General features: G+C 65.9%; 14 protein-coding genes and 1 riboswitch. Of the genes, 6 read left to right on the top strand and 8 right to left on the bottom strand.

Annotation, left to right across the window (positions count from 1 at the left end; translation table 11 throughout):
• Window positions 1-22: 22 nt before the first annotated feature.
• Window positions 23-445: a MarR family winged helix-turn-helix transcriptional regulator gene (locus ACWEO2_RS37385; RefSeq protein ID WP_354959818.1), complete on the bottom strand. Its 423-nt coding sequence runs from the start codon at window positions 443-445 to the stop codon at window positions 23-25.
• 81 nt (window positions 446-526) lie between these two features.
• Between ACWEO2_RS37385 and ACWEO2_RS37380 the strand changes: the two genes are divergently transcribed.
• Entirely contained in the window at window positions 527-1957 is a 1431-nt protein-coding gene (locus tag ACWEO2_RS37380) for a DHA2 family efflux MFS transporter permease subunit (protein ID WP_452409680.1), read from the top strand.
• A 60-nt stretch (window positions 1958-2017) separates the two neighbouring features.
• On the opposite strand, the gene ACWEO2_RS37375 is transcribed toward ACWEO2_RS37380, so the two are convergent.
• Window positions 2018-2650, bottom strand: coding sequence for a LysE family translocator (locus tag ACWEO2_RS37375; RefSeq protein WP_452409679.1), 633 nt, complete (start codon window positions 2648-2650; stop codon window positions 2018-2020).
• Between the two features lie 117 nt (window positions 2651-2767).
• Window positions 2768-2881, top strand: a riboswitch (SAM riboswitch).
• 46 nt (window positions 2882-2927) lie between these two features.
• Between ACWEO2_RS37375 and ACWEO2_RS37370 the strand changes: the two genes are divergently transcribed.
• Window positions 2928-4250: an aminotransferase class V-fold PLP-dependent enzyme gene (locus ACWEO2_RS37370; RefSeq protein WP_452409678.1), complete on the top strand. Its 1323-nt coding sequence runs from the start codon at window positions 2928-2930 to the stop codon at window positions 4248-4250.
• A 609-nt stretch (window positions 4251-4859) separates the two neighbouring features.
• On the opposite strand, the gene ACWEO2_RS37365 is transcribed toward ACWEO2_RS37370, so the two are convergent.
• The 3 genes from ACWEO2_RS37365 to ACWEO2_RS37355 form a co-directional block, all read right to left on the bottom strand.
• On the bottom strand, window positions 4860-5327 hold the full coding sequence (locus ACWEO2_RS37365; RefSeq protein ID WP_452409707.1) for a flavin reductase family protein: 468 nt from the start codon (window positions 5325-5327) through the stop codon (window positions 4860-4862).
• A gap of 255 nt (window positions 5328-5582) precedes the next feature.
• Window positions 5583-6056 carry a YbaK/EbsC family protein gene (locus ACWEO2_RS37360; RefSeq protein WP_354962057.1) on the bottom strand — a complete coding sequence of 158 codons (474 nt, stop codon included), beginning with the start codon at window positions 6054-6056 and terminating at the stop codon, window positions 5583-5585.
• Between the two features lie 50 nt (window positions 6057-6106).
• Window positions 6107-6475 (bottom strand): 2-oxo-4-hydroxy-4-carboxy-5-ureidoimidazoline decarboxylase, encoded by a 369-nt coding sequence (locus ACWEO2_RS37355; RefSeq protein WP_452409677.1) that lies wholly within the window; start codon window positions 6473-6475, stop codon window positions 6107-6109.
• Window positions 6476-6832: 357 nt separating this feature from the next.
• On the opposite strand from ACWEO2_RS37355, the gene ACWEO2_RS37350 reads away from it, so the two are divergent.
• From ACWEO2_RS37350 to ACWEO2_RS37335, 4 genes are all read left to right on the top strand, one after another.
• A complete protein-coding gene (locus ACWEO2_RS37350; RefSeq protein ID WP_452409676.1) occupies window positions 6833-7654 on the top strand; it encodes a crotonase/enoyl-CoA hydratase family protein in 822 nt (273 codons plus the stop codon).
• 89 nt (window positions 7655-7743) lie between these two features.
• Entirely contained in the window at window positions 7744-8250 is a 507-nt protein-coding gene (locus ACWEO2_RS37345; protein ID WP_354961509.1) for a MarR family winged helix-turn-helix transcriptional regulator, read from the top strand.
• Window positions 8247-10028: an MDR family MFS transporter gene (locus tag ACWEO2_RS37340; protein ID WP_452409675.1), complete on the top strand. Its 1782-nt coding sequence runs from the start codon at window positions 8247-8249 to the stop codon at window positions 10026-10028. Before ACWEO2_RS37345 ends, ACWEO2_RS37340 begins: the two co-directional genes overlap by 4 nt.
• Before the next feature lie 143 nt (window positions 10029-10171).
• On the top strand, window positions 10172-10510 hold the full coding sequence (locus tag ACWEO2_RS37335; protein WP_452409674.1) for a maleylpyruvate isomerase N-terminal domain-containing protein: 339 nt from the start codon (window positions 10172-10174) through the stop codon (window positions 10508-10510).
• Here the strand turns inward: ACWEO2_RS37335 and ACWEO2_RS37330 are convergent.
• From ACWEO2_RS37330 to ACWEO2_RS37320, 3 genes are read right to left on the bottom strand one after another with little or no spacing between them, the layout of a single operon-like run.
• Entirely contained in the window at window positions 10507-10830 is a 324-nt protein-coding gene (locus ACWEO2_RS37330) for a DUF4326 domain-containing protein (RefSeq protein WP_452409673.1), read from the bottom strand. The two genes, ACWEO2_RS37335 and ACWEO2_RS37330, sit on opposite strands and share 4 nt — an antisense overlap.
• 38 nt (window positions 10831-10868) lie before the next feature.
• Window positions 10869-11129, bottom strand: a complete 261-nt coding sequence (locus ACWEO2_RS37325; RefSeq protein WP_452409672.1) for a hypothetical protein — start codon at window positions 11127-11129, stop codon at window positions 10869-10871.
• 47 nt (window positions 11130-11176) lie between these two features.
• A complete protein-coding gene (locus ACWEO2_RS37320) occupies window positions 11177-11473 on the bottom strand; it encodes a putative quinol monooxygenase (protein WP_452409671.1) in 297 nt (98 codons plus the stop codon).
• Window positions 11474-11582: the final 109 nt, after the last annotated feature.

The following is an 11582-nucleotide window of genomic DNA, read 5'->3' as shown; positions in this document are numbered from 1 at the left end:
TGGTCGGTTGGCGGCGGCGGGCTCAGAGGTCTTCGCCGAGCGCCTTCAGGGCCAGGCGATGCAGCGTGCGCCGCTCCTCGTCGTCGAGCCGGTGCAGCACCCGCTCGGCGGCCTGTTCGATGAGTTCATCGGTCTTGCGGCGCTCGGCCCGTCCGGCCCGGGTGATGGAGAGCCGGTACTTGCGCCGGTCCGTCGAATCGCGGGTGCGGACCACGAATCCGGCGTCTTCCAGGCCATCGATCAGCCGCACCACCTCGCTGCGATCGATGCCGAGCGCGGTGGAGACCTGCTGCTGGGACAGGTCGTCGAACTCCTCCAGACAGACCAGCACCCAATGTTCGCGCAGGGACGTGCCCATTTCGGCGTGCACGGCCTTGTGCAGCTTGCCGAGCGCATAGGTCGGGAAGCGGAGTAGGCCGCGGGGGTGGATGTGGTCGGCGGGCATTCGGTAATTGTATCTATTGTTGATGCATGCGATTGTTGATAACCTCCACAATCTAGATTGTCTACAAATAGCGGAGGATCCATGTCGGATACTCGAACGGCCGTCGCCGCCACCGCACCCGCACCCGCACTCGAACCGATTCCGGCGCGGGTATGGCGGGTCGCCGGTGTGGTGGTCTTCGGCGCCGTGATGAGCATGTTGGATACGTCACTGGTCAATATCGGCCTGAACACCATTGCCACGGATCTCGGTGCGGCACTGGACAGTGCGCAGTGGATTGCGAGCGGATATCTGCTGGCACTGGCCGTGACGCTGCCGCTGTGCGGTTGGCTCGGACGCCGGTTCGGGATGGATCGGGTCTGGTTGAGCGCACTCGCCGGGTTCACCGTCACCTCGGGGTTGTGCGCGCTCGCGCCGAATATCGATTGGCTCATCGGGCTGCGGATCGCACAGGGGTTGGCTGCAGGTTTGCTGGTGCCCGCTGGGCAGACGCTGATCGGTCAGGTCGCCGGTCCGCATCGGCTGGGTCGGGTGATGAGCGTGGTCGGGATCGCGGTGGTCGCCGCGCCCGCGATCGGGCCGACGATCGGCGGAATCATGCTCGCGAACCTGGACTGGCAGTGGTTGTTCCTGATCAATATCCCGTTCGGGCTGGTGGCGTTCGTACTGGCGCGCCGGGTATTGCCGCGGGCGGCGACGGCGGATACCGGGGGCCGATTCGATGCCACCGGATTCGCGTTGATCGGCGTCGGTCTGTCGGCACTGGTCTACGGGCTCGGCGAATTCGGTAGTCGCGGCAGCGTTTCCGCGCCGACGGTGTGGGTTTCGGTGCTGCTCGGCGCGCTGGCACTCGGACTGTTCGTGGCGCGGTCGGTGCGCGGGCGCGGTGCGAATCTGCTCGATGTCGGACTGTTCCGGCACCCGGTGTTCGCGACGGCGAATGTGGCGAACTTCTTCGCCGGTGCCTCGATGTTCGGGTCGATGCTGGTGCTGCCGCTGTACTTTCAGGTCCTGCACCGCGAGGGTCTGATAGCGACCGGATTGCTGCTGATGTCGTTCGGGCTCGGCGGCATTATCGCGATGCCGATCGGCGGCCGGTTGACCGATCGGTACGGCGGGGGCGTTGTCGCGGTGGTCGGCAGTGCGGTCACGGTCGCTGTCACGGTGCCGTTCGCGCTCGGCGATGCCTCGATGAATCCTGTTGTGATACAGGCGCTTTTGCTGATTCGGGGCATGGCGACCGGGTTGACCGGAATGCCCATCGTCGCTGCGGCGTACGCGGCGGTGCGCCCTCAGCAGATGCCGGATGCGGCGTCGTTCGTCAATATTCTGCAGCGGGTCGGCGGGTCGATCGGGGCCGCGTTGCTGGCGGTTGTGCTGTATCGCGCTGCGGCCGCCGGATTGCCGGTGGATGCCGGGTTCCGGCAGGCGTTCTGGTGGCTCACCGCTGCCGCGGTGGTTTCCTTGGTCGCGTCGGTGCTGCTGTGGCGCAAGGAGATTCAGCCGAAATAGCGATGCTGTCCGCCTTGTCGACGGCGACCGGAGGTGGCTGTCGACAAGACGCGCAATGGATTACGCGGCCGAGGCGGCGGTGCCGACACCGAGTGCGGCGAGAATCGCCGCGCTGATCTGCTCCAGCCGATCGCGGACCTGGGGGCGGCGCAGCATGGCCACCGCCCGGGAGGCGAGCAGGGCGAGCAGGATCATCTCCACGGCCGCGATGGTGCTTTCGATGGCGCCGAGCGCGAGGGTGTTCGCGAAGGTGACGTCGGTGAGGAACTGCGGCAGTACCGCCAGGTAGAACAGACCGACCTTCGGGTTGAACATGCACGACACCAGGCCCGCGGCGAATGCCGAGCGAATCGAGGTCGCCTCACCCGCGCTCGGCTGACCGGACACCTGCGCGCTGGCCCCGCGCTGTTTGCGGTGCTCGATCAGCGCCCGAATTCCCAAGTACACCAAGTAGATTCCGCCGATGACCTTGAGTGTCCGGTAGGCCGTCGCGGACTGTTCCAGCAGTGCGGCAACCCCCGCCGCGACCACTACCGCCCAGACGATGCCGCCCAGCGCCGAACCGATTGCCGCGGCGATGCCGGGGCGTGCGTCCACGATCGAGAATCGCAGCACCAGGAACGAGTCCGGGCCGGGCGTGATCGACAGCAGAACGCACAGGCCGACAAAGCTGAGCAGCAGGGAAAGCGTCACCTCTCGATGAGATCGCAGATCGCCCGGCTTTGCAAGGTTATTTATTTGAGTGCATGTATATGCACTGGCGAAAACGGCGGTTGACACGGCGGTGCGGCATCTGCCAATCTCGGTTCAGGTCATGAGTACCAGCGTCAAGCCCCGGCTAGCTGGTCGGCAACCCTCCTCCGCGGTGGGGTGCTCCGGGTGACGACCGGGCCGCAGCCCGACCGGGTGCGGCAAGCGCGGACTCGGATAATCACCTGATTACGGGTCCCATAACCGATGGGATTTTGTGATGACTGCTGCCGTTGACCAGACCTGTTCCGCCTTCGCCCGGGTCTCCGGCGACGATCTCCGGGTACCGCTGGTCCAGGGCGGGACGACCACCTACGCTAACTTCGACTACGCCGCGAGCGCACCGGCATTGGCGCAGGTCACCGATCGGGTGCAGCAGTTGCTGCCGTACTACGCGAGTGTGCACCGCGGCGCGGGCTACGCCTCGCGGATCTCCACCGAGTGCTACGAGGCGGCCCGCGGTTCGGTCACGCGTTTCCTCGATGCCGCCGACGACCAGGTGGTGGTATTCACCCGCAACACCACCGATTCGCTCAACCTGCTCGCCGCCTGCGTCCCCGGTGACACCGTGGTGCTGGATATCGAGCATCACGCGAACTTCCTGCCGTGGACCCGGCACGGCCGCCGCGTCGTCCGGGCGGCGTCGACCGTCGGGGAGACCATCCGCCAGCTCATCGCCGAATTGTGCAGTAAGCCAGCCGCATTGCTGGCGGTCACCGGCGCCTCCAATGTGACCGGTGAGGTACTGCCGCTCGAGCGCCTGGCCACCATCGCGCACCAGTGCGGCGCCCGCATCCTGGTCGATGCCGCCCAACTGGCACCGCATCGTCGGATCAGCCTGCGCGACACCGGCATCGATTACCTCGCCTTTTCCGGGCACAAGCTCTACGCGCCGTTCGGCGCGGGAGTGCTTGTCGGACGCCGGGATTGGCTCGATGCCGCCGAACCGTATCTGGCGGGCGGCGGCGCGGTCCGCGAGGTCGGTGTTGCCCGCACGGAGTGGGCACCCGCGCCACAGCGTCATGAGGCCGGCTCCCCTAATGTCCTCGGTGCGGCCGCGCTCGCCGCCGCATGTGACGCGCTCTGTGCGATCGATCCCGAATCCCTTACCACTCACGAACATCTGCTCGCCGATCGGCTGCGCACCGGCCTGTCCGCCATTCCCGGCGTCAACCTGCTGCGCATCTGGGACGACAGCCCGGATACCGTCGGCATCGTCGCCTTCACCCTGGACGGTTTCGCCCCCGGCCAGGTCGCGGCCTACCTCTCCGCCGAACACGGCATCGGCATTCGCGACGGCCGCTTCTGCGCCCACCCCTTGCTCGCGCGCCTCGGCCTCGACGGCGCGCTGCGTGCCAGCATCGGCCTCGGCACCAGCTCCGCCGATGTGGACCGTCTGATCGAGGCCATCGCCACCCTTGTCACCAGCGGCGCGAGCTGGAACTACGCCTGCACCGATGGACTGTGGCATCCGACCCCCGAGACCCGCCCCTTCACCAGCGACAATGCCGCGGACGGCGCCGCACCCTGCGTGATCGGCTAGCCCCACGTCCAGATCGATTGCTGCGCTACTCCCTCCGACTGCTCGCCGAGCGTAGTCATACAGCGGTCGAATACGGCGGCCTGGGCGACCACCATTCGGCTACGTTCGACGGACCCCGGCCCGGGGCTGAATATGGCAGGAGCTAGCTGGATGCGGCACTGAGGCCGCCGACTTCGTTCTGCGAAATTCACCGCGCGATCGCGACCCGATGGAACCTCCGCCCGGTCACCTGCGTCTAGGAAGGCGATGGCACTCGTCCAGCGAATCTCGGAAAGGCGGCTGAATGAATTCGGCAGAGCGGGATGCGCTCCAGTCCTGGACGGCTGGGATGCGCGGCCGTCGACTGACCGATGTCTACGAGCGCCAGCTACAGCAGTTCGGCGCAGCCAAATCGGAGCCCCGACCATGAGTTCGCCCGGGACGACCACCAAGGATCCGTCCACGGCGCCGCCGAAGGAACCGGTCAAGCCGAACTGACCCCGGACTCGACCCGGCCGTCATTATTGGACCTCGGTGCGGGCGACACCTTCCACATCGAGGTTCACCGGGGCTCATCGCTCGATCTCTAGCGATCGAACTCTATTGCTGCCCAGCAGAATTCGACTGCGCTCACTCTTCGAGCGAGGTCGGGCGGTAGTAGCGGCCCCGGTAGTAGAGCAGGGGCGCGGCGGCGGGCTGTTCCTCGGTGCTGTCGCGCACCCGGGTGACCAGGCCGACGACGAAGGTGTGGTCACCGATCGGGATCAGCTGCTTAATGGTGGCCCGGATCCAGATGGGGGTGCCGTGCAGCACCGGCTCGCCGCTGTCCAGGGTGGTCCACAGCGAACGATCGGTGAAGCGTTGATCGGCGGTGCGGGCGAAGCGCTGGGCCAGATCGTGCTGATGTTCGCCGAGGAAGTGGATGACCACGGACTCGGCCGCCCGCAGCGCGGTCAGGCTCGATGAGGTGTGGGCGATATTGAAGGAGACCAGCGGCGGCTCCAGCGACAGCGATGCGAAGGACGTGGCCGTGAAACCGACCGGACCATTTTCCGAGCCGAGGGTGACCACCGTGACGCCCGCGGGATAGTGCCGCATGGAGGCGCGGTACTGCTCGGCGGTGATACCGCTCAGATCGTCGGGAACCTGGATGTCCGTGGCAGGCGGTTGCGCATCGGTCACAGCTGCGCCTCGTCAGCGCTCGGTTCCGCTGCGACCGTTGGTGCTGTGTTGATGGCTCTCCGCTCGCTCACATGACGAAACTACGCCGGGTTTGTCGGTAATGGATCGCCCCATGGTTGTTGGATTGATCTCCATCCCGCGATCCGCGCTGTTCCCGGGCGGGCGCGGAATTCAGTCCACGTCGATCGGAAGTCCGGCGGTAATGCGCACCAGTTCGCGAAACGAGGTGCGGAACACGGTATTCGGAACGCCGCCCGCGGCCCACACCTCCCGGTGCGCCGATAGCGCATTGTCCACCCAGGTCGGCAGGTTGGTGGGGTGGCCGACCGGTGCGATACCGCCGATGGGCTGACCGGTCACCTGCTGCACCATATCGGCGGGGGCGGGGGTGAGCGTGCCCTCCAGCCGCGCGCCGGTGTTCGCCAGATCCACCTGATGCGCCCCGGAGACCAGCAGCAGCACCGGATCCTCGTCGAGCAGGAACACCAGCGACTTCGTAATGGCGCCCACATCGACGCCGAGTGCCCGTGCGGCATCGGCGGCGGTGGGCGTGGGAGCGGGCTGAGTGACGATGACACCATGGTGGCCGCGCGCGATCAGGGTATCCGCGACCCGGCATGCGACTGGTGGAAGCGACCTGCGCATGGATCCAGAGTAGAGCGATTGCGGGCGATACGCCGGGCGAGTTTCGCCGGTCAGTATTCGGGATATCCTTCGGTGGGTCCGAGCAGCCGGTCGATCCGGTCGTGCACCACCCGGACCAGCTCCGTTATGTTGCGCTGCGAGACCTGTTCGTGCACAACCGCATCGAAGGCGCGATCGAGATCGGATTGCGAGAGCGCGAGCAGTTCGACATCCGCCGTGGCCAGCAGCGCATCGCGATCCGGATAGGGCCGGGCGTCGGCGAGCGTGGCCGCCCAGGTGACATTGCAGCAGACTTCGAACAACGCGTGTACGGCACGGGCGCGAGTCATCGCATTGAAACGGTCGAGCCCTATTCCCTGATGCATCAGCACGATGGCCTCCCAGCCGGATGATGCGGAGTTTGCTGACTCGACCATCATGCGGCCAGCGTCGACTGGGCAACCAGCGCGCCACGCCAACTTTTGCACAGGATTTACATGCTGTGTTGGATTTGCAGCGCCTGCGTCGTATGCGCTTCGACGACTCGGACGCGAGACGGGCCGCGAACGTCGCTCGTAAGACTCGCTCCGTGGTGGTTACGGAAGTGGCCGGGCTGCGAACTGATCGCAAACCGGACTGCGAGGCGCGGGCAATCCGGTACCAGTGGCCGAGGTTCATGGCTTCGGCGCCGGTACTTCGACGGCTCGGACGCGAGACGTGCCGCGAACGTCGCTCGTGAGACTCGCTCCGTGGTGGTTGCGAGAGGCCGCAGACGACCGTCTCGATACGCTGTACAAATGACTGATTGGCAGGCGTTTACCGTTGCAACCAAAGACCATGTCGCGCAGGTCACACTGACCGGTCCCGGCAAGGGCAATGCGATGGGTCCGGACTTCTGGCGGGAGCTGCCGGAGATCTTCCGCGGCCTGGACGCCGATCCCGAGGTGCGTGCCATTGTGCTCACCGGTTCCGGGAAACACTTCTCCTATGGACTCGACCTGCCCGCGATGGCCGGGATGTTCGGTCCGCTGCTGGCGGATAAGGCACTGGCCGCGCCGCGCACCGACTTCCTCTACGAGGTGCGCCGAATGCAGGCCGCCGTGACCGCGGTGGCCGATTGCCGCAAGCCGGTCATCGTCGCGGTCTCCGGCTGGTGCATCGGTGGTGGGCTGGATCTGATCGCCGCCGCCGATATCCGCTATGCGAGCGCGGACGCGAAGTTCAGCCTGCGCGAGGCGAAGGTCGCGATCGTCGCCGATATCGGGTCGCTGCACCGGCTGCCCGGGATCATCGGCGAGGGGCATCTGCGCGAACTCGCCTACACCGGCAAGGACATCGATGCGGCGCGCGCCGAGAAGATCGGCCTGGTCAATGACGTATTCGCCGATCAGGACGCAGTACTGGACGCGGCGCACGCCACTGCGCGCGAGATCGCCGCGAACCCGCCGCTGGTGGTGCAGGGCGCGAAGGATGTGCTCGAGCAGCGCACCAAGGATCAGGTGGCGGCCGGGCTGCGCTATGTGTCCGCGTGGAACTCCGCATTCCTGCCGTCCGAGGACCTGACCGAGGCCATCCAGTCGGTCTTCGAGAAGCGCGCCCCGGAGTTCAAGGGCCGGTAAAGGCCGTTTAATTGCTTGCCCTAGCCGCCAGGTCGCCTACATACTTGTATCACGCAACTAATTGATTGACGCAAGTAAAGGTGAGTCCAGTGGATGAGGACGAGCGGTCGGTCGACACGATCGCAATTCAGCTCACCCGCCTGCAGCGGATCCGCGATCGGACCGCGGCGCAGCTGCGGACCAGGGACGGCGTGGATCCCGCGGCATTCGCGATCTTGTTCCGGCTGCTCTGTGACGGGCCGATGCGCTCGGGCGCACTCGCCGACGCGGTGCACTCGGATGCGTCGACGATCAGTCGGCACGTCGCCCACCTGGTCGAGCGGCAACTGGTCGAGCGGCAGGCCGATCGCAATGACGGTCGCGCCACCGTGCTGGTCGTCACCGAACTCGGTCGCGAGGTCGCCGAGCGGATCCGCAGGCGCAGGCACGAAAACCTGACGCGGGTAATGGCGGCTTGGACGCCACGGGACCGGGTCGCCTTCGCCGGGCTGCTGCGACAGTTCGTCGACGACTACGAGCTGGCCAAGCCCGCCATGCTCGCGGCCATCCGCAACGACCAGAACCTGTACAGATTCGAGATGGAGAACGACTCGTGACAGCACCGGCCACCGTGGAGGAGTCCACGGGTTTCACCCACCGGCAGATCCTGACCATTCTCAGTGGTCTGATGCTCGGCATGCTGCTCGCGGCATTGGACCAGACGATCGTCTCCACCTCGATCCGCACCATTGCCGACGATCTCAGCGGCTATTCGATGCAGGCCTGGGCGACCACCGCCTATCTGATCACCGCGACGCTCGCGACGCCGCTGTACGGCAAGTTGTCCGATATGTTCGGCCGCAAGCCGTTCTTCATGGCGGCCATCTCGATCTTCATAATCGGTTCGCTGCTGTGCACGATGGCGCAGTCGATGTACCAGCTGGCGGCGTTCCGCGCATTCCAGGGCCTCGGTGCGGGTGGTTTGATGTCGCTGGCGCTGACCATCCTCGGCGATATCCTCAGCCCGCGTGAACGCGCCAAGTACCAGGGCTACTTCCTGGCGGTATTCGGCACCTCGAGCGTGATCGGCCCGGTGCTCGGCGGTGTGCTCGCCGGACAGGACACCATCCTCGGGGTCAGCGGCTGGCGCTGGGTCTTCCTGGTGAATGTGCCGGTCGGCCTGATCGCGCTCGGCGTTGTCTCCAGGGTGCTCAAGCTGCCGAAGCGGCCGCACTCCACCGACCGAGTCGACTGGTGGGGTGTGCTGGTGCTCGCCATCGGCATGGTCCCGCTGCTCATCGTCGCCGAGCAGGGCCGCGAATGGGGTTGGGGCAGTGGACGATCCATTCTCTGCTATGTGATCGGCGTGCTCGGCGTCATCGGGTTCGTGCTGGTCGAGAAGGCGATGCGGGATAAGGCGCTGATTCCGCTGCGGATGTTCGCCAATGGGACGTTCGCACTCGGCGTGCTGATTTCCTTCGTGGTCGGCGCCGCCATGTTCGGCGGTATTTCGCTGCTGCCGCAGTACCTGCAGGTGGTGCGCGGGGCCAGCCCGACGATGGCGGGTCTGCAGCTGCTGCCGATGGTGGTCGGCATGATGACCGGCTCGATTGTTTCCGGCCAGTTGATCTCGCGGACCGGGCGCTACCGGATCTTCCCGGTCATCGGTGCGACCATGCTGACGCTGGGCCTGTTCCTGTTGCATTTCCTGAATGCCGACAGCCCGCTGTGGGTCGCCATGATCTTCATGGTCTGCACCGGATTCGGGCTCGGCAATCTGATGCAGCCGCTCACCGTGGCGCTGCAGAATGCGTTGCCGCCCAAGGATATGGGCGTCTCGACGGCCGCGGCGACCTTCTTCCGGCAGATCGGCGGCACCCTGGGTGTCGCGGTATTCCTGTCGATTCTGTTCGCGCAGCTGACGCCGAATATCTCCACCGAGATGCAGTCCGCGGCCACCGATCCGGCGTTCCAGCACGCCGTGGCCGAGGGTGCGCAGAGCAGCAATCCCGCCGATGCCGCGCTCGCGAAAGGTCTACTCGCGCATGACACTTCGGCGGCCGGTGGGGTGCTGAAGGACAGCTCGATCGTGCAGCAGCTGAATCCGGAGCTGGCGCGGCCGTTCAAGGTCGGATTCTCCGAATCGATGTCGACGGTATTCCTTTCGGTGACCGGTGTCGCGCTGCTCGCGCTCATCCTGGTGCTGTTCTGGAAGGAAGTGCCGCTGCGGATGGTCGGCGGTATCGAGGCGGCCAAGGGTGATGCGGCCAATGGTGCCGGACCGGATGTGGTCGAGCGCACCGAATTGTCGACCGTCGGTGGCGAGGCACTGCTATCCGAGGATGCGGTGAGTTCGACCAACGGTGCCGGACCGAGGTCCGGCGGTTCCGCCTGAACCCGTCCGGAGTGAATCGCGCCCGGTCCCGGCAGTCGTCGGGGCCGGGCGCAACCCGTTTCACGGTCCCAGGCAGCAGCGTTCGCCGGGCCCATTGAATCGAGTTGTGGTCAGAGTCGGGTTCGTGACCTCTCTCGACGCCAGTGCTGCGCAAAGCATTCCTGGACGAGAGCGATCTGCTCGCCGACCTGTACCGGTCCGCCGACCCGAAGACGCCGCTACCGACCTGCCCCGGCTGGACCATGGCTAACCTGATCGCCCACGTCAGCGGTGAAAACCGTTGGGCCGCAGCGATGATCGCCGACCGGGCCACCGAACGCCCGGAATTCCAACAGGTCCCCGAAGTCCGTCGGCCACGTGACCTGGACGAGGCCGACCGCTGGCTGCAAGCTGGTGCCCGAGCGGTGGTCGACAACATCGACACAGTGGGTTCCGGAGTCCCGGTCTGGACGCCGTTCGGCTCCACGCATCCGGCTGCCTAGAGATCGGAAACCCCTTCGGAGTCGGCAAGTTCAGCGATCACCTCGGCGTGGCACGGCTGGGGGAGGCACCAGCATCCGAGGCGGCGGCCGCGAAGAGCTGGGAGCAGTGCCAGGAGATCCGGTCGGCCGAGTAAGTGGGCGCGGTACTTGGCCAGGACTTCTGCACGCGTGCCGTCAGGCCCGGGGCGGAAAGGGCTGGCCATCGGGGATTCCGCCAGATGCCAGCCACCTCTGGTCATAGCCCGGCCCACGTAGACGACGTCCGCGTAGTCGGGGTCGTCTCGATGGCCTTTGAGGTTCACGACCGTCGTACGGCTCATGGTCTGCCTTCTTTCGGTGGTCTTCTCGGCCGAACGGCTCAGGAGGCGGTTTGGTCCTGGCCCGCGTTCGAGGGTGTGAGGAGCAGGTGCTCGCCGGGATCGCCCTCGAACGCTGCTGTGCCCTCGGCGACCTCCACCAAGCGCAATCCCAGCGTCCCGGCGATGGGCGGCTCCGGGATCTCCTCTTCGAGGATCTTCTGAAGCAGTTCCAGGCCGGTCAGATCACCGGCGTCAGCCCAGGTCAGCGGCTGTTGCCAGGTGTGGGTTCGTGAACGCAGCACGCGGGGGTTCGTGGTCACCGTCATGGTTGTCCGTCTCTCACACGGATGTGGTCCGCCGAGTCCCGTCAGGAGATTTTGACGCCGAGCAGGTCCACGGGTGTGATGACCGGAGCCGAGCTGAGCATGGTTTCCGCAGCGCCCATGAGTGCGGCGGCGATCTCGCCGTTCAGATGCTCCTGACGCCCCTGCTCATCGTTGAACGTGTCGAATACTCCGAAGGTGGTGGCGTCCAGGCGGAACGAGAACCAGGTCACCGTGTGCTGCTCCCGCTCGGCGAGCGTCACCGCATCTCGCAGCATCTCCGCCACCTTGTCGGCGTACTCGGGTTTGGCCTCGATACGGGCCAGCAGACCGATCTTCATCGTGGTCACTCCTTGTCTGGGAAAGCCGCCGGATCTGCGGCTTATAGCAAACCTACGTCGCTGATCAGCGACCGCGTCAGTGGCAGAAACGACACTTTTGATATCATTT

The sequence above is a fragment of the Nocardia sp. NPDC004278 genome (genome assembly GCF_053602975.1).
Note: the sequence above shows the minus strand (reverse complement) of the source record. Positions and strands in the feature narration are given on the sequence as shown.

Coding starts and splice junctions, on each gene's coding strand:
- ACWEO2_RS37360 (WP_354962057.1), bottom strand. CDS start 6,056: ATGCGCAGGTCGCTTCCACCAGTCGCATGCCGGGTCGCGGATACCCTG.
- ACWEO2_RS37330 (WP_452409673.1), bottom strand. CDS start 10,830: ATGAGCCGTACGACGGTCGTGAACCTCAAAGGCCATCGAGACGACCCC.
- ACWEO2_RS37385 (WP_354959818.1), bottom strand. CDS start 445: ATGCCCGCCGACCACATCCACCCCCGCGGCCTACTCCGCTTCCCGACC.
- ACWEO2_RS37320 (WP_452409671.1), bottom strand. CDS start 11,473: ATGAAGATCGGTCTGCTGGCCCGTATCGAGGCCAAACCCGAGTACGCC.
- ACWEO2_RS37355 (WP_452409677.1), bottom strand. CDS start 6,475: ATGATGGTCGAGTCAGCAAACTCCGCATCATCCGGCTGGGAGGCCATC.
- ACWEO2_RS37350 (WP_452409676.1), top strand. CDS start 6,833: ATGACTGATTGGCAGGCGTTTACCGTTGCAACCAAAGACCATGTCGCG.
- ACWEO2_RS37380 (WP_452409680.1), top strand. CDS start 527: ATGTCGGATACTCGAACGGCCGTCGCCGCCACCGCACCCGCACCCGCA.
- ACWEO2_RS37370 (WP_452409678.1), top strand. CDS start 2,928: ATGACTGCTGCCGTTGACCAGACCTGTTCCGCCTTCGCCCGGGTCTCC.
- ACWEO2_RS37365 (WP_452409707.1), bottom strand. CDS start 5,327: ATGCGGCACTATCCCGCGGGCGTCACGGTGGTCACCCTCGGCTCGGAA.